The organism is Streptomyces umbrinus (genome assembly GCF_030817415.1).
Taxonomy (GTDB): Bacteria; Actinomycetota; Actinomycetes; order Streptomycetales; family Streptomycetaceae; genus Streptomyces; species Streptomyces umbrinus_A.
Window position 1 is genome coordinate 1,363,406 of the sequence record NZ_JAUSZI010000002.1, and the last position, 15,968, is coordinate 1,379,373.

Genomic DNA, 15,968 nt, shown 5'->3' on the forward strand with positions numbered 1-15,968 from the left:
GGGCGTTCACCTCACGGGAGCACCCACAGAAGTGACGCTGGGTCAGGACAGTCGCACGGGAGCCGTGGATGAGGCATGCACGACGGAACGTTCAGCGGATCGCACGGTTCGCCGCAATCGGCGGATTGGTGTGTGGGGGGCTGATGGTCTCGCATGCCGTGGCGAGCGAGACGTCGGACGATCCGAAGGCTCCGAACGCCGAGATGCTGGCCGCCCGGACCGGCCAGGAACTGGTCGCCGATCTGGGCACGTCGCGTACGGCGGGCAGTTGGATCGACGCGAAGGGACGCCCGGTCGTCGCGGTGACCGACGAGGAGGCGGCGGCCGACGTCCGTGGCGCGGGTGCCGTCCCCAAGGTGGTCCGCTACGCCATGAAGGATCTGCGCTCCGCCACCGACACCCTCAAGGACGCGCCCAAGGTGGCCGGCACCTCGTGGGCGATGGACTACGCCTCCAACCAGGTGGTGGTCCGCGCCGACACCACCGTCTCGGCCGACGAGTGGGACCGGCTGGCCAAGGTCGCCGAGAGCCTCGGCAAGTCCGTGCGGATGGAGCGTATCGAGGGCACGTTCACCCCGCGGGTGAACGGCGCCTCGCCGCTCTTCGCCAGCGCCGGACGCTGTTCGGCGGGCTTCAACGTGACCAACGGACAGGCCAACTTCATTCTCACGGCCGGGCACTGCGGCCCGGTGGGCACGACGTGGTTCTCGGACCAGCAGGGCAGTCAGCAGGTCGGCGCGACCGTGTCCGGCTCGTTCCCCGGCGGTGACTTCTCGCTCGTGCAGTACAGCCCCGGCGTGGATCTCAGCGGCGCCGACCTCGTGGCCGTCGGCGACGGCCAGGGCATACGGATCATCGGATCGGCCGACGCCGCCGTCGGACAGAAGGTGTTCCGCAGCGGCAGCACGACCGGTCTCCAGTCCGGCGAGGTGACCGGACTGAACGCCACCGTGAACTACCCGCAGGGCACGGTCAGCGGGCTCATCGAGACCACGGTGTGCGCCGAACCGGGCGACAGCGGCGGCCCGATGTTCGCCAACGGGCTGGCCATGGGCATCACCTCGGGCGGCAACGGGGACTGCCAGAGCGGCGGTACGACGTTCTTCCAGCCGGTCAGCAAGGCGCTGGACTCGCTCGGTGTGAAGCTGGTGACCGAGCCCGGGTCGGGCGGCCAGGAGACGCCCTCCTCCGGGAGCACCGGGAACACGGGCAGCGCCAACAACGGCGCGGGCGCGGCGGCGCCTCCCGGCACGTCCTCGACCGCTCCCGGCGGCGCGGTCCTGCCCGGAGGGGCGGGCCCCGGGGACACGGCGCCCGAGGGTGAGACCGACAGTGTGGCCTCGGCGCTGGAGCGGGTCGCGGACTTCAGGAACCTCGGTCCCGGACTGTTCGTCATCGCGGGCAGCCTGGTCGCCCTGGTGGCCCTCCGGATCCGATCGGAGCGCGGGCGCAGGCGGTACCGCAACCAGTACTCGCAGAGCTGGGGCTGACAGCGGCTCGGCCGAGATCCTTCGCGGCTGGAACCTGGCATGGCTAAAACACGGCACACATACCGGTTCACATAACTGAAACAGCCGATAGTGCCCATTGTCGTCCATCGTGACCGTGGCACTGGTTCAATCGTTCGACATGACCCTCAAGGGGCGCGCCCGGGAATGCGAGCAACTCGACCTGCTCGTCCGGGAGTTGCGCGAAGGACTCAGCGGTGTGGCGGTGCTGCGGGGCGACGCGGGCATCGGCAAGACCGTCCTGCTGGAGCACGCGGTGACCGAGGCCGCCGAACTACGTGTGCTGCGGGTGGTGGGCGTGGAGGCGGAGTCCGGCTTCCCGTTCGCCGCGCTGCACCGGCTGCTCGTCCCCTTGCTCGACGGGCTCAAGGAGCCCGGTGCACTGCCATTGGCCCAGCACACGGCACTGCGGGTGGCCTGCGGACTGGCCGAAGGACCGCCCCCCGACGGGTTTCTGGTGGGGCACGCGACGCTCACCCTGCTCGCCGAGACAGCGAAGCGGCGGCCGGTACTGGCCATCGTCGACGACGCACAGTGGCTCGACGAGGAGTCCCTGCGCGTGCTCGCGTTCGTGGGCCGCCGGGTGCACGCGGAGGGCGTCGGCCTGCTGTTCGCCGCGCGGACCGGATTCGACGTACCCGCGGGCCTGCCCGCCGCTGTCGACGTCACCGGTCTGGAGGAGCCGTTCGCGCTTGAGGTGCTGCGGGGGGCAGTGCCCGGACAGCTCGACGCCCGCGTCGCGGCACGGATCGTGGCCGCCACCGCCGGGAACCCGCTGGCGCTGACCGACCTCGGTCTCGAACTCTCCGCCGACCAGCTCTCCGGCGGGCTCGCGCTGCCCGAACCCCTGCCCGTGGGAAGCAGGTTGGAGGCGCACTACCTTCAGCGGGTCCGGGAGCTGCCGGGGCCCGCGCGCACCTGGCTGTTGCTCGCCGCCGCCGAGCCGAGCGGCGACCTCGGCTACCTCACCCGTGCGGCACGGCAGATGGGGACCGGTGCCGAGGCCTCGGGTCCGGCCGAGGCCGCCCGCCTCGTGGTGCTGCGCTCGGCCGCGGAGTTCCGGCACCCGCTGGTGCGATCCGCGGTGTACGGCGGAGCCACCGGCGCCGAGCGAAGACGCGCGCACCAGGCGCTGGCCGAGGTCACCGACCGCCCGGCCGACACCGACCTCAGAGCCTGGCATCTCGCCGCGGCCGCGATCGGCCCGGACGCCGCCGTCGCCGCCGAACTGGAGCGGACGGCCGACCGGGCGGGCTCCCGCGGCGGATACGCGGCCCGCGCCACCTACCTGACCCGGGCCGCCGAGCTGACGCCCGAGGGCGAAGTCCGGGCCGGGCGGCTGCTCTCGGCGGCCGAGGCCGCGCTGCGCGCCGGGGCGCCGTTGCAGGCGGAGTCGCTGCTCGACGCGATCGACTTGGATCTGATCGGCGACGTCGGCCGGGGCCGGACCCTGCTGGTCCGGGCGCACGCGGTCATCGCGCTGGGCGCCGCCGACTCGTTCGCGCGCGCTCCCGCGCTGTGTCTGAGGGCCGCGCCCTTCCTCGTCGGCGGCGCGCCGGAGCTCGCCCGCGAGGCGCTGCTGAGAGCGGTGGAGCGTGCCATCACCGCGGAACACCTCATGCGGGACACCACGGTGGCCCAGATCGCCCGCGCCATCGACGACCTGGTGCCCCGCGCCGGGGACGCGACCGGCATCGACCTGGTGCTGCGCGCGTTCGCCGTCCTGGTCACCGAGGGCTACGAGCGCGCCGTGCCCCACATACGGCGGGCCTGCGCGGTGCTGCTGGACCCGCGCACCTCCGACGAGCAGGTGCTGCGGGGCTATATGCCGGTCGTCACCCTGTCGATGATGCTGTGGGACGAGGTGACGCACTCCACCGTGATCCTGCGGGCCGCGGACGCCGCCCGCGCGACCGGCGCCCTGATGCAGCTCGACATCGCCCTGTACTGCGCGGTGATGTCGGAGACCAACCTCGGCGAACTGCCTGCCGCCGACGAACTGCGTGCCGAGGGGAGCCAGATCCGCGCGGCGATCGGCGCCACGGACGACATGTGGGCCATCTACCGCCACCCCGAACTGCTCGCCTGGCACGGCGAACTCGACGACCTCCCCGCGGTCCTGTACGGGTCGATGGCGGCGGGCACCTGGCTGGGCACCGGTGCGGTCGAGTCCATCGCCCGCATCGGCATGATCGTCCTGGCCCTGAGCCGCGGCAACTACGCCCAGGCGCGCAGCACCACCCATGAGCTGATCGAGCACGACGTACTCGGGGTGCACTCCCGGCTGCTCCCCCACCTGGTCGAGGCGGCCGTACGCTGCGGCGACCGCGTCCTGGCCACGGCGGCCCTGCGCACGCTGACATCCCGGGCCTCCGCCTCAGGCACCCCTTGGGCGCTGGGGCTGCTGGCGCGCTCGCGGGCCCTGCTCGCCGCCACGAACGAGGCGGAAGCCCTCTACCGCGAGGCGCTCGACCTACTGTCGAAGACGCGGGCCCGTTCCGATCTCGCCGTCGCCCATCTGCTGTACGGCGAGTGGCTGCGCCGCCGCAAGCGCCGCAAGGACGCCCGTGAGCAACTGCGCACGGCCGTCGCGATGTTCGACGCCATGCGTGCCATGGGCTACGCCGCCCGTGCCGCCCAGGAACTCGCCGCCACCGGGGAGCACCCCCACCGCGGTGCCACCGGGACGACCGACGCGCTGACCCCGCAGGAGCTCACGATCGCCCGCCTCGCCAGGTCGGGCGCGACCAACTCCGAGATCGCCGCCCAGCTGTTCATCAGCGCCAGCACCGTCGACTACCACCTCAGGAAGATCTTCCGGAAGCTCGACGTCACTTCTCGGCGACAGCTCGCCCGTACCCCGGACCTCTGAACCGGCTGACGACTACGCGCTCCACGTGGTTCGAGGACGACCCGCCCCGCCGGACGATCGGGCGGTCGGAACGAACCCACAGACGGGAGCACCCCAATGCCGTACGTGACCGCCTCCGACGGTGCACGGATCCACTACAAGGACTGGGGTCAGGGCCGCCCGGTCGTGCTCAGCCACGGGTGGCCCCTGAACGCGGACAGCTGGGAGGCGCAGCAGCTGTTCCTCGCCTCGAACGGCTTCCGCGTCATCGCCCACGACCGCCGTGGCCACGGCCGCTCCACCCAGACCTGGCTCGGCAACGAGATGAACACGTACGCCGACGACCTCGCGACGCTCGTCGACACGCTCGATCTGCGGGACGCGACCCTCGTCGGGTTCTCCACCGGCGGCGGCGAGGTGGCCCGTTACGTCGGCCGGCACGGCACCGCCCGGCTCGCCCAGCTCGTGCTCGTCTCCGCCGTGCCGCCGTTCATGCTCAAGACCGACGACAACCCGGGCGGGGTACCGGTCGAGGTGTTCGACGCGATCCGCGCCGGCTCGCTCGCCGACCGCTCGCAGCTCTACCGCGACCTGGCCGACGGGCCGTTCTTCGGCGGCAACCGGCCCGGCGCCGGTCCCTCCCAGGGCGTACGCGACGCGTTCTGGCTCCAGGGGCTCCAGTCCGGACACCGGAACGCGTACGAGTGCATCGCGGCCTTCTCCGCCACCGACTTCCGTGCCGACCTGGACGCCTTCGACGTGCCCACGCTCGTCATCCACGGCGACGACGACCAGGTCGTGCCCTTCGAGGTGGGCGGCAAGGCCTCCGCGGCCCGGATCAAGAACGCGTCGCTCAAGGTCTATCCGGGCGCGCCGCACGGCATCACCGACACCCACAAGGAACAACTCAACGCCGATCTGCTGGAGTTCCTCAATTCCTGAGGCACCCCCTGAGGCACCTCCAATGAACCGGTGAGGCGCCTCGGCGCGCTCCCGAAGCTCCGTCCGCATGCCCCGCCACCGACATGCCCCGATCCAGAAGGAGCTCATCACATGACGTCCGACCGTCATCCCCGCCGCCGCGTCCTCGGCGGCCTGCTCGCGGCCGGCACCGGCGCACTCGGCCTCGGCGGCGCGCTGCCCTCCGCGTCGGCAGCCGGTGCCAGACCTTCGGCCGGCGGTGCCAAGCCGACCGTCGTCCTGGTCCACGGCGTGTTCGCCGACGCGTCCGGCTGGTACAAGACCATGGCCGGACTGCAGGACGCCGGTTTCCCGGTCATCGCCGCCGCGAACCCTCCCCCAGACTCCGTCCGGGGGGACCCCCAGCGCACCCTGGCCGGCGACTCCGCCTACGTCTCCAGCATCGTCGACACGATCCCCGGCCCGGTCATCCTGGTCGGCCACTCCTACGGCGGCGAGGTCGTCACCAACGCCGGGCGCGGCCACACGAACGTCAAGGCGCTGGTGTACGTCGCCGCGTTCGCCCCCGACGAGGGCGAGAGCGCGCTGCAGCTGGCCGAGCAGTTCCCGGGCAGTGAGCTGCCCGGCGCCCTGGTGACCCGCCCGTTCCCGCTGCCCGCCGACGCGCCTCCCGGCGATCCCGGCCTCGACGGCTATATCGACCCGGCGAAGTTCCGCGAGGTCTTCGCCGGCGATCTGCCGCGCTCCGAGGCCAGGCTGATGGCGGCGGCCCAACGCCCGGGCAGCATCGGCGGTCTGGCGGGCGGGAGCGGCGTACCGGCCTGGAAGTCGCTGCCGTCCTGGTACGTGATCCCGACCGCCGACAAGGTCATCCCGCCCGCCGTGCAGCGCTTCATGGCGCAGCGGGCGGGGAGCAGGGTCGTCGAGGTCAAGGGTGCGTCGCACGTCGTGATGATGTCCCGCCCGGCCGTCGTCGTCCGCCAGATCCTGGCCGCCCACCACGCCACCCGCTGACCTCCCGGAAGGAAAACCAATGAGCAAGCCGGACACCGTCGTTCTGATCCACGGCTTCTGGGTCACGCCCCGCAGCTGGGAACACTGGATCGCCCGCTACGAGAAGCAGGGCTACCGCGTGATCGCACCCGCCTACCCCGGGTTCGAGGCGGAGGTCGAGTCCCTCAACGCCGACCCGACGCCGATCGAGGCGATCACCGCGCCCCGGATCGTCGAGAGCCTCGCCACCGTGATCCGCGCACTCGACGCGCCGCCCGTCCTGATCGGCCACTCCGCGGGCGGGGCCTTCACCCAGGTCCTCCTCGACCACGGATTCGGCGCGGCGGGCGTGGCCATCAACTCCGCGCCCACCGAGGGCGTGCGGGTGATCCCGCCGAGCCAGGTGAAGTCCACGTTCCCCGTGCTCAAGAACCCCGCCAACCACCACAAGGCGGTCGGCCTCACCTTCGAGCAGTGGCACTACGCGTTCACCAACACGTTCCCCGAGGAGGAGTCCCGGGCGCTGTACGAGCGGTACGCGATCCCCGCCTCGGGCCGCATCCTGTGGAACAGCGTGCTGGCCAACCTCCAGCCGGGCCACCAGGACATCTGGGTCAACTACCACAACGACGACCGGGCCCCGCTGCTGTTCCTCTCCGGCGAGGAGGACCATCTGATGCCGCCGAAGGTCCAGCAGTCCAACGCCAAGCACTACAAGTCGAAGACCGTCACCGAGGTCAAGGTGTATCCGGGCCAGCCCCACCTCATGCCGGCCTCGCCCGGCTGGGAGGAGATCGCCGACCACGCCCTGTCCTGGGCCGTGGAACACGCCAAGTAGGGGCGGACAACGCGCCCGGGGCGACCGCACGGGCCGCCCCGGGCCACCGAAGAAGCCGACGAGCAGGGATCACCGCATGCCCTGGGAGGGGGTCACCGCATGACCGAGGTCCGTGTCACGCACATCGGCGGTCCGACCACGCTGATCGAGGCCGACGGCTGGCGGCTGCTCACCGACCCGACGTTCGATCCGCCGGGCGGCCGCTACGCGTTCGGCTGGGGCACCTCCTCCCGCAAACTGGCGGGCCCCGCGCTGGCCGTCGCGGACCTGCCGCCGATCGACGCCGTCCTGCTGACCCACGACCACCACGGCGACAACCTGGACACGGCAGGCCGTGCCCTGCTGCCGGGCGTCGGCACCGTACTCACCACGCTGTCCGGGGCAGGTCGGCTCGGGGGCAACGCGCGGGGTCTGGCGGCCTGGACGAGCACACGGCTGGAGGCGCCCGGACGCCCGGCGATCGACGTCACGGCGACTCCGGCCCGCCATGGTCCGCCGCTGTCCCGGGCGGTCACCGGGGACGTCATCGGCTTCGCGCTCCGCTGGGAGGGCCAGCGGCACGGCGTGCTGTGGGTCTCCGGCGACACCGTCCTGTACGACGGCGTACGGGAGGTGGCCCGCCGTCTGGACGTGGGCACCGCGCTGCTGCATCTGGGCAGCGTCCGCTTCCCGCTGACCGGCCCCGTCCGCTACACGATGAACGCGGCGCAGGCCGTCAGTCTGTGCGGCGAACTGCGGCCGCACACGGTCCTGCCCGTGCACTACGAGGGCTGGGGCCACTTCCAGGAGGGCCGGACCGCCATCGAGGCGGAACTCGCCGGCGCTCCGGCCGACATCCGCGACCGCTTCCGCTGGCTGCCCACCGGAAAGGGAGCCGACGTCACCGTGTGACGGAACGGTTTACTGGGGGTATGACGCGCACCAGCCCCAGCAGCCACAGCCCCGATCACGCCCCCGTCATCGTCAGCTCCCCCGGCTCCTTCGCCCGGAGCGTGCTCGACGAGCGGCACCCCGCCCTCATCGAGCGCGTACGGCGGGCCACTCCGTATCCGCCCGAGCAACAGCGCGCGCTTGACTCCCTGCTGGAGGAGATCACCAAGGGGGTCATCGAACGGCTCGACGACAGTGAGCCGGGCGCCGAGCGGTGGCGGGACGAGCCGTACTACGGGCAGCGCTGGCCGGACGTGCCGTTCCTGTGGGCTGAGAGCTTCTTCTACCGCAAACTCCTGGCCGCCCTGGGCCACTTCGCACCGGGTCCCTGGCTGGGCATCGACCCCTTCGCCCCCTTCAAGAACGCCGAACTCACGAGTTCCAAGGTCGACGAGGAGCTCTCCGCGCTCGACCGCCTGCCCGAACTCCCGTTGGAGGAACGGGACCGCACCCTCCTGCTCTCCTCCCTCTGGGGCAACCGGGCCGATCTCGGCTTCCAACTGTCCGCGGGCGCCGGGGGTTTGGGTGAGCGCGTGACGGGCCTGGTCGTCGACGACTCCCCCGCGCTCCTGGAGACCCTCGAAGCCGGCGAGCCCGGAAAGGTCTGTCTGGTCGCCGACAACGCCGGTCCCGAGCTGCTTCCCGACCTCGTCCTCGCCGACCATCTCCTGACCACACGGCGGGCGGCCACCGTCGTCCTTCACCTCAAGCCGTACCCGTACTACGTCTCCGACGCGACCACCACCGACACCCTGGCCTGTCTCGACCGTATGACCAGGGCGTCCGGACACGCGGCGGAGGTCGGCGAGCGGCTGCGGCAGGCTGTCAGCGGTGGGCAGCTGACCCTGCGCACACACCCGTTCTCGTGCGCACCGCACCCCTATGAGCGGATGTCGGCCGACCTCCGGGAGGACTTCGCGTCCGCCACGCTCACCGTGATGAAGGGCGACCTCAACTACCGCCGTCTGGTGGGCGATCGCCACTGGCCGGCCACGACACCGTTCGCCGAGGCCACCGCGTACTTCCCGGGTCCGGTGGCGGCGCTGCGGACGCTCAAGTCGGACGTCGTGACCGGACTCGAACCCCGGACGCTGGAGGAGCTGGACGCGGGCGAGGAGGCATGGCGCACGAGCGGGACGCACGCCCTGATCCAGTTCGCCGCACGCTGATCCGGTTCGGCACGTGAGCGTTCCGGTTGTGAGGACTGGGCTGTTTGTCCCCTCATGGGGCGGTGGTGCCGCTAGCGTGCGCTGGTCACCGTTCGCGTGAATGTGCATGACATGCACAGGGGGGAAGTCAGCTATGGGGAACAAGCGTGTGCTGGGACATCCGGCACGGCTGATCGTCGCGTTGCTCGCCGGGTTCGCTCTGGTCCTGACCGGCACGGGCGCCGCCCACGCCACGACCACCGTGGAGATCCCGGCGGGCACCGAGGGCGGCGTCTCGGCGACCGTGAAGTTCTACGGGACCGTGGTGCCTCAGCCCTACAACCCGGATCCGACCGCCTACTTCGGCGACCGCAAGTGCCAGCTGATCTACCACGACTACGACCCGACCGCGGGCTGCGGCGGCTTCAAGCTCGGCGTCGTCCTGCACAACGTCCGCAACCAGCCGGGCTATCTGGCCGGCCTCAACAGCACCGGGAACTACTTCCAGGCGCACGCCGACACCGCCCGTACCTTCGGGTGCCTCCGTGCCGACGGCAGCTTCGACCACGGCACGAGCTTCGTCGTCCGCACCGAACAGCAGCGCCTCGGCTCGACGTACTACGAGCCGGACAGCAACTGGATCCTGAGCGCGCACCGGAACTACGCGGGCGAGTTCGGCCCGCACTTCTTCGTCAACTTCCCTCCCGTGGAGGTGAATTGCCCGGCGGGCATGACCGCGACCCAGTACGGGCTCAAGGTCAGCAACGTCAACATCAGCATTGACGACGCGAACGTCTTCGGTACGACGACATGGAGTACACCGGGGCCGTTCTACGGGTGATCAGCTGTGCTTCTGGCGCCCGGACTCCCGGCGGGGTCCGGGCGCCTTTTCCCTGCCACGGCAGGGAGTCTGCCGGCCAGTAGCGCACCCAGTGCGGCGACCGCGGCGAGGACGACCAGCGCGGTTCCCCTGGCGGAGTCACCGGCCGGTGCGAGCGTGGTGGCCACGGCCACCCCGAGGGCCGGACCGATGTTCATCGCGGTCTGCTGGAGTCCGCCGGAGACACCCGCCGAGCGCACGGACGCCTCCCGCACGACGACCGCGGTCGCGGTGACCGTCACGGGGGCGAAGCCGGACCCCAGCAGAAGGAAACATCCGCCGATCGCCACGGATCCCGACGTCTGACCGAGCCGGGACAGCAGAAGGGTGGCGAGGGCCACAACAGCCATGCCCGCCACGGTCGTTCGGCGCGGACCGTAGCGACGCAGCAGTACGGCCGAGACCGGTGCGCCGACCACCATGGCCACCGCGAGCGGCAGCGCGTGCAGGCTGCCGCGGAGGGGGTCCAGGCCCAGTACGTCCTGGAGGTAGTACGTGCTGAGGAACAGCGTGCCGAACAGCACCGCCGACGCGGTGAGCAGGACACCTAGTGCCGAGGTGATCGTGGTCGAGCGGAACACGTCGGGTGGTATCAACGGCCCTGTCGTACGCCGTTCGTGGCGGACGAAGGCGGCGCACGCGGCCGCCGTGCAGAGGAGTCCGAGCGCGCTCGCGGCCGTCCAGCCGGTGTCCGGCAGACCGACGAGGGTGTGGACCAGGCACACCAGCGTCACCCCCAGCAGGCACGCGCCCGGCAGGTCCAGGGGGACGTCCGAGGCCTCCCTCGGCACCCGCGCCACCAGGACGAGCACCACCGCCGCGAGCGCCGGGACGAGACCAAGGAAGAAGACCGACCGCCAGCCGAAGTGGGTCGCCAGCGCCCCGCCGACCAACGGGCCGAGCGCGGCGGCGGCCCCGATGGCACTGGTACGCACGGCTATCGGCATCCCGAGACGCTCCGGCGGATAGGCGGCGCGCAGCATTCCCAGGGTCGCCGGTTGCAGCAGCGCGCCGAAGACCCCCTGCACGACGCGCAGGCCGATGACCCAGCCCACGTTCGGCGCCAGGCCGATCGCCGCAGCGGTGACGGCGAAGCCCAGCATTCCGAGGGCGAAGACCCGTCGGTGTCCGTACCGGTCACCGAGGCGTCCGGAGAAGACGAGCAGGCTCGCGACGGCGATGAGATAGCCGGTGCTCGTCCACTGCATCTGGACGAACGAGGCGTCCAGGTCGTGCCGCAGGCTGGGCTGCGCCACGGTCAGCGCGGTCCCGTCGAGAGCGACGAGCGCGGCCCCTGTGATGCCGGCGGTGAGCGTGAGGCGCTGGTCGCGCGCCGAGTTCACCGGGGCTCCGGTCCGAGGTGGGCGTCCAGCGCGGCCCGTACGAGGGGTTCGACGCCGTCGGCCCCTGTCGCGAGCTGGAGACTGCCCCAGCCCCACAGTTGCGCGATGCCGTGCAGGTTGGCCCAGAGAGCACCCGCCACGTCCGGTGCCCGCACGTCGGGGCATGCCCGACTCACCAGGTCCACAAGGGAGTTGAACAGCGGCAGGCTGGTCTCGCGCAGGCCCAGGCTGTTGCTCTCCAGCAGATCGTGACGGAACATCAGCTCGTACATACCGCGGTGGGACAGCGCGAAGTCGACGTAGATCCGGGCCAGCGCGGCAAGTTGGGCACGCGGGCTCGTCCCGACGCCGCCCGGTTCCTCACCGCCTGCCGGCTCCTTGCCGCCCCGCAGTTCCTCGGCGACCTCGGCCCCCAGTTCGGCGAAGCCCTCTCGCGCGATGGCGGAGAGCAGTTCGAGGTGGGTCGGGAAGTGGCGGCGCGGGGCGCCGTGCGAGACACCCGCCCTGCGGGCGATCTCCCGCAGGGTCAGCGCCTGCGCTCCCTCCCGGGTCACCAGGTCCACGCCCACGGCCACCAAACGGGCTCGAAGTCCCGCCTCCTGTTCGGTCATGGACACTGTCTACCAGCCGTGAGTAGACAGTGTCTACTCACGGATGGAGGTGCGTTCCCCGTCTCGCGGAGGTACGTACCCGGCCGATCTGCGGGGTCCGCGAACCGCCGTCGCGCGCACCGCATACCATCACCGTGATGAGCAGCAGGACGCACCGGCGACCGCACCGCGTCACGCGGGACGCGGTGCTGCGCCCTGTCCTCGCCGTGCTGCTCGCGGCGCTGGTGATGTGTCTGGGGTACGTGCCCTCGCACGGCCGGGCGGCTCCGGTCGCCGATCCCGTCGTCACCGTCTCCGTCGCCCAGGAGCGGCTGGGCTCCCCCGCCGAGCACGACCGGTGCTGCGGCCTGCCCACCCGGGAGGCGCGGGCCGTACTGCCCGTCGCCGCGCACCCCCTGCCCGCGGTGCTGCCGCGTATGCCGGTCGTGGCGCGCCCGGTCGCGGCCCCGCACGTCCCCGTGCTGCCGCCCGCGCGCGGCGCCCCCGATCTCCATGTCCTCCAGGTGCAGCGGATCTAGACCGACGTCCAGACCAGAGACGTCCGTCCGACCCCTCACCCACCGCCGCCCGAAGGAACCGGCGCGGCGGGGACAAGGAACGCATTCCCATGAGCAGGACCAGCAAGAAGTCGGCCGCCGCGGCGCGCAAGGCGCGCGTCGAGGAGCTGCGGCGGGCGGAGAAGGCCCGCGACCGCAGAAACCGCGTCCTCACGATCACGGTCAGCACGGTCATCGTCGTCGGGCTTGTCGCGTTCGGCGCCTACGGCCTCAACAAGGCGAACGACAAGGACGAGCAGCAGCAGGCGGCCGTGAAGAAGCCCGTGAAGGGCGAGAAGTCCTGGAACGCGAAGAAGCTGACGCAGAACCATGTCGCGAAGGCCGTGTCCTACCCGATGAACCCGCCGGTGGGCGGCGACCACAACCAGGCGTGGATGACCTGTGACGGCACGGTCTACACGAAGGCGATACCGAACGAGAACGCGGTGCACTCGCTGGAGCACGGCGCGGTCTGGGTGACGTACAACGACAAGGCCGCGGACGCCGATGTGAAGACGCTCGCCGACAAGGTCGCCAAGACCCCGTACACGCTGATGAGTCCGGTGAAGGACCAGGCCGGGGCCATCATGCTGTCTGCCTGGGGCAAGCAGCTGACCGTGGACAAGGCGTCCGATCCGCGGGTCCAGCAGTTCCTCACGAAGTACGTGCAGGGTGCGCAGACCCCGGAGCCGGGGGCCGCGTGCACGAACGGGATCGACGCGTCCTGACCAGCCGGCGCCGGGCTCTTCCGTGAGCCCGGCGCCACACCGCATCTCCGTCTCTGGCAGGCTCACCCCAGGCGTATCGTTCCGATCCCGAGCAGGACGCCCCCGACAGGGCGTCCTCGGCAGGAGGCGTGAGATGGAGACGCTCGACTCGCAGGATCCGCTCGCCGTCGCGGTGACCGAGGCGATCCGCGGCGGTGACCTGCCGACTCTCCGGCAGTGCCTCGCCGAGCACCCCGGCCTCGCCGGAACGGGGATCGTTCGGCGCGGCGCCGGAGCGGGGACACGCAGCCTGCTGCACATCGCCGCGGACTGGCCCGGCCACTACCCGAACGGTCCCGCCATCGTCGCCGCTCTCGTGGCGGCGGGCTCCGACCCCAACGCCCGCTTCGAGGGCGCCCATTCGGAGACCCCGCTGCACTGGGCGGCCAGCAGCAACGACGTGCCCGTACTGGACGCCCTCGTCGAGGCGGGCGCCGACATCGAGGCCACCGGTGCCGTGATCGGCGGCGGCACACCGCTCGCCGACGCCCGCGGCTTCGGCCAGTGGCGGGCCGCGCACCGACTGGTCGAACTGGGCGCGTGCACGACGCTCATGGACGCCTCGACGCTCGGCCTGCTGGACCGGGTGAAGGAGGTCGTCGAGAGCGCCGAACCGCCGGGCCGCGACGCCGTCACCCGTGCTTTCTGGGGTGCCTGCCACGGCGGCCAACTGGCCGCCGCCGACTATCTGTTGACGCGGGGAGCCGATCTCGACTGGGTCGGCTACGACAACAAGACCCCTCTCGACATCGCTCGGACGACCGACGCGGACGGCGTCGTCCAGTGGCTTCGGGAGCACGGCGCGAAGGGCCGCGCCGAGCTTCCCTGACGGTTCGAACGGGATGCTCCGGGCCCGGTGCCCGCGCCTACGCCTGTCTCGGCCGGGCGGGCTGGTGCGCGCCGCCTGCCTGTCCTGCCGCCCCTGCCGCGCCGCCCGCCTCGCCCGCCCTGGCCCGCCAGCCGACCGCCCCCCGGTCCGCGGTGCCCGGGGACAACAGCCGGGTCAGTACGAGCATGGTCTCCAGGTGGCGTTCGGGGTCCGGGCAGGTGCCGTCGGTGAGCTGGGTGATCTGGCGCAGGCGGTAGCGGACCGTCTGTTCGTGGACGTGCAGGCGTTCCGCCGTGAGGACGGCGTTGTCGCCGCAGCGCAGGTACACCAGCAGGGTTTCGAGGAGCGGTTCGCGGCGGCGGGGCGGGAGTTCGAGGAGCGGCCCGAGGAGCTCGGCCGCGGCGGCTTCGAGGAGGTCGCCCGACTGGAACGCGGTCATGACGGCCACGTGGTCGCCGCAGCGCAGCGGTGTGCCGGCGGGCAGAGTCCCGCGCTCGACGAGCTCCAGACCGCGCCGCGCCCACCGCAGCGACACCGCGCCCCGGTCGGCGGGCACCACGGGCCCGAGGGCCGCCCCCTTGGTCTTCGGCAGCCAACGCGGGCCCGGCGTACGGGGATTGGGCAGGATGAGATAGGGCGCGGCGGGGCTGCGGTCGGCGAGCACCTCGGGCGGCAGGACGTGCGTCTGCGGATGGTCGCCAGGTGGCAGGGCGAGGACGGCGAGCGTGCCCGGCAGCCGCCAGTCGGCCGCCGCCGCCAGCTCGGCGAGCGGCCGGGCCCGGTCGTCGGGCTCGGCGACCAGGGCGTCCCGCAGCCGGTCCCGCTGCACGTCGAGCGGGGCGCGGTGGCTCTCCTCGGCGTAGCCGCGCGTCGCGGCCGCGATGGCCGTTCCGATCAGGGTGAACGTGTCCTCGGTGAGCGTCGCCAGCAGGGGCGCGGGCCAGTGCAGTCGGTACGCGTCCTTGATGAGCCGACGGCACGCCACCCGTCCGGCCAGGTCGAGCGCGTCCCGCAGTGCGTCGAGCGGGCAGCCCAGGCGGCCGTGCCGTGCGCCGATCCGCTCGTACAGGGCGATGATCTCGGCGGTGGCGGCGGGGCCGGGCCGGCCGCCGTCGTGGATCGACACGAAGCAGTGGACCGTACGGTCGATGATCTGGCGCACCGAGTAGCCGTACGTGCCGTCGACGAGGTGCGCGTAGTGCGGCAGGCCGGTGCGGACGGCCTCCTCCATCTCGTCGACGGCGGCAGGCATGTGCCGCAGCAGCATCCGCCGTGTCTCGCCCGGGAGCGGTGCGGCGTACTGAGCGTGCGGGTCCTTCGTTCGCGCGGCTCGTTCGTGCGTGTGGGTGCGCGCGGCCCGTTCGTGCGTGGGGGTCAAGGGGCCTCCCGTGGATTCCCGTGGGGCTGGGCAGCCTCCGGGACCTGTGTGACGTACGCCAGATTCCGCGCGAGGACCGGTGGCGAAAGTGTCACCCGGCTTACACTCCGGACCACGACGACTCACTGTCCCGTGCTAGGCCCTGTCGCCAACTCCCGTCCTCCGCCCGGAGGGCGGATCCTTCGGCGGTATGGGGGTCCCCCTGGTCGAGCGAAGTCGAGAGCCGCCACAGGCGTGCTCTCGGCGTGCCAGGCGCGAGCGTGCATGGCGTCGCCCGGTTGGGGCACCTCCCCGCCGCAGGCCGGCGGAGGGAGTCCGACTACAGGGCCAAGCAAGGGAGTTGGACGTGTCAGCTGTCGATCCGCTCTTATCCAGGCGCCCGTGGCACGACCTGCCTCCGGCGCTCGCCCCGCTGCTCCGGGCCAGACTTCCCGA

The 15,968-nt window shown here is 71.9% G+C and carries 14 protein-coding genes; 11 read left to right on the plus strand and 3 right to left on the minus strand.

The genetic code is table 11. The features are described 5' to 3' along the window. Positions 1-68: 68 nt before the first annotated feature. The 8 genes from QF035_RS06870 to QF035_RS06905 all read left to right on the plus strand — a co-directional run bounded on the left by QF035_RS06870 (position 69) and on the right by QF035_RS06905 (position 10,030). The gene (locus QF035_RS06870; protein WP_307518974.1) at positions 69-1,490 is read left to right on the plus strand and encodes a S1 family peptidase; all 1,422 of its coding nucleotides are present in this window, start codon (positions 69-71) and stop codon (positions 1,488-1,490) included. 115 nt (positions 1,491-1,605) lie between these two features. Continuing rightward, entirely contained in the window at positions 1,606-4,380 is a 2,775-nt protein-coding gene (locus QF035_RS06875) for a helix-turn-helix transcriptional regulator (RefSeq protein ID WP_307518975.1), read from the plus strand. Between the two features lie 96 nt (positions 4,381-4,476). After that, a complete protein-coding gene (locus QF035_RS06880) occupies positions 4,477-5,301 on the plus strand; it encodes an alpha/beta fold hydrolase (RefSeq protein WP_307518977.1) in 825 nt (274 codons plus the stop codon). Between the two features lie 111 nt (positions 5,302-5,412). Further along, positions 5,413-6,294 carry an alpha/beta fold hydrolase gene (locus QF035_RS06885; protein ID WP_307518979.1) on the plus strand — a complete coding sequence of 294 codons (882 nt, stop codon included), beginning with the start codon at positions 5,413-5,415 and terminating at the stop codon, positions 6,292-6,294. A 19-nt stretch (positions 6,295-6,313) separates the two neighbouring features. Beyond that, complete coding sequence (locus QF035_RS06890; RefSeq protein ID WP_307518980.1) at positions 6,314-7,111, plus strand: alpha/beta hydrolase; 798 nt, start codon at positions 6,314-6,316, stop codon at positions 7,109-7,111. Between the two features lie 99 nt (positions 7,112-7,210). Then, a complete protein-coding gene (locus QF035_RS06895; RefSeq protein WP_307518981.1) occupies positions 7,211-8,002 on the plus strand; it encodes an MBL fold metallo-hydrolase in 792 nt (263 codons plus the stop codon). A gap of 20 nt (positions 8,003-8,022) precedes the next feature. Further along, the gene (locus tag QF035_RS06900; protein ID WP_307518983.1) at positions 8,023-9,210 is read left to right on the plus strand and encodes a damage-control phosphatase ARMT1 family protein; all 1,188 of its coding nucleotides are present in this window, start codon (positions 8,023-8,025) and stop codon (positions 9,208-9,210) included. Between the two features lie 133 nt (positions 9,211-9,343). Beyond that, positions 9,344-10,030 (plus strand): hypothetical protein, encoded by a 687-nt coding sequence (locus QF035_RS06905; RefSeq protein WP_307518985.1) that lies wholly within the window; start codon positions 9,344-9,346, stop codon positions 10,028-10,030. On the opposite strand, the gene QF035_RS06910 is transcribed toward QF035_RS06905, so the two are convergent. Beyond that, positions 10,021-11,412, minus strand: coding sequence for an MFS transporter (locus QF035_RS06910; protein WP_307518987.1), 1,392 nt, complete (start codon positions 11,410-11,412; stop codon positions 10,021-10,023). The genes QF035_RS06905 and QF035_RS06910 overlap by 10 nt on opposite strands. Next, entirely contained in the window at positions 11,409-12,023 is a 615-nt protein-coding gene (locus QF035_RS06915; RefSeq protein WP_307518989.1) for a TetR/AcrR family transcriptional regulator, read from the minus strand. Before QF035_RS06915 ends, QF035_RS06910 begins: the two co-directional genes overlap by 4 nt. Positions 12,024-12,160: 137 nt before the next feature. Here QF035_RS06915 and QF035_RS06920 point away from each other — a divergent pair, with 137 nt between their 5' ends. The 3 genes from QF035_RS06920 (at position 12,161) to QF035_RS06930 (ending at position 14,155) form a co-directional block, all read left to right on the plus strand. Beyond that, complete coding sequence (locus QF035_RS06920) at positions 12,161-12,541, plus strand: hypothetical protein (RefSeq protein ID WP_307518990.1); 381 nt, start codon at positions 12,161-12,163, stop codon at positions 12,539-12,541. 89 nt (positions 12,542-12,630) lie between these two features. Next, positions 12,631-13,287, plus strand: coding sequence for a DUF3105 domain-containing protein (locus QF035_RS06925; protein WP_307518992.1), 657 nt, complete (start codon positions 12,631-12,633; stop codon positions 13,285-13,287). Between the two features lie 133 nt (positions 13,288-13,420). After that, positions 13,421-14,155, plus strand: coding sequence for an ankyrin repeat domain-containing protein (locus QF035_RS06930; protein WP_307518993.1), 735 nt, complete (start codon positions 13,421-13,423; stop codon positions 14,153-14,155). Positions 14,156-14,192: 37 nt separating this feature from the next. Here the strand turns inward: QF035_RS06930 and QF035_RS06935 are convergent, their stop codons facing one another. Beyond that, on the minus strand, positions 14,193-15,533 hold the full coding sequence (locus QF035_RS06935; RefSeq protein ID WP_307518994.1) for a helix-turn-helix domain-containing protein: 1,341 nt from the start codon (positions 15,531-15,533) through the stop codon (positions 14,193-14,195). Positions 15,534-15,968: the final 435 nt, after the last annotated feature.

What these genes read in the sequence shown, in the direction of transcription:
- QF035_RS06870 (WP_307518974.1), top strand. Translation starts at nt 69, where the DNA reads ATGAGGCATGCACGACGGAACGTTCAGCGGATCGCACGGTTCGCCGCA.
- QF035_RS06880 (WP_307518977.1), top strand. Translation starts at nt 4,477, where the DNA reads ATGCCGTACGTGACCGCCTCCGACGGTGCACGGATCCACTACAAGGAC.
- QF035_RS06885 (WP_307518979.1), top strand. Translation starts at nt 5,413, where the DNA reads ATGACGTCCGACCGTCATCCCCGCCGCCGCGTCCTCGGCGGCCTGCTC.
- QF035_RS06890 (WP_307518980.1), top strand. Translation starts at nt 6,314, where the DNA reads ATGAGCAAGCCGGACACCGTCGTTCTGATCCACGGCTTCTGGGTCACG.
- QF035_RS06895 (WP_307518981.1), top strand. Translation starts at nt 7,211, where the DNA reads ATGACCGAGGTCCGTGTCACGCACATCGGCGGTCCGACCACGCTGATC.
- QF035_RS06900 (WP_307518983.1), top strand. Translation starts at nt 8,023, where the DNA reads ATGACGCGCACCAGCCCCAGCAGCCACAGCCCCGATCACGCCCCCGTC.
- QF035_RS06905 (WP_307518985.1), top strand. Translation starts at nt 9,344, where the DNA reads ATGGGGAACAAGCGTGTGCTGGGACATCCGGCACGGCTGATCGTCGCG.
- QF035_RS06915 (WP_307518989.1), bottom strand. Translation starts at nt 12,023, where the DNA reads ATGACCGAACAGGAGGCGGGACTTCGAGCCCGTTTGGTGGCCGTGGGC.
- QF035_RS06920 (WP_307518990.1), top strand. Translation starts at nt 12,161, where the DNA reads ATGAGCAGCAGGACGCACCGGCGACCGCACCGCGTCACGCGGGACGCG.
- QF035_RS06925 (WP_307518992.1), top strand. Translation starts at nt 12,631, where the DNA reads ATGAGCAGGACCAGCAAGAAGTCGGCCGCCGCGGCGCGCAAGGCGCGC.
- QF035_RS06930 (WP_307518993.1), top strand. Translation starts at nt 13,421, where the DNA reads ATGGAGACGCTCGACTCGCAGGATCCGCTCGCCGTCGCGGTGACCGAG.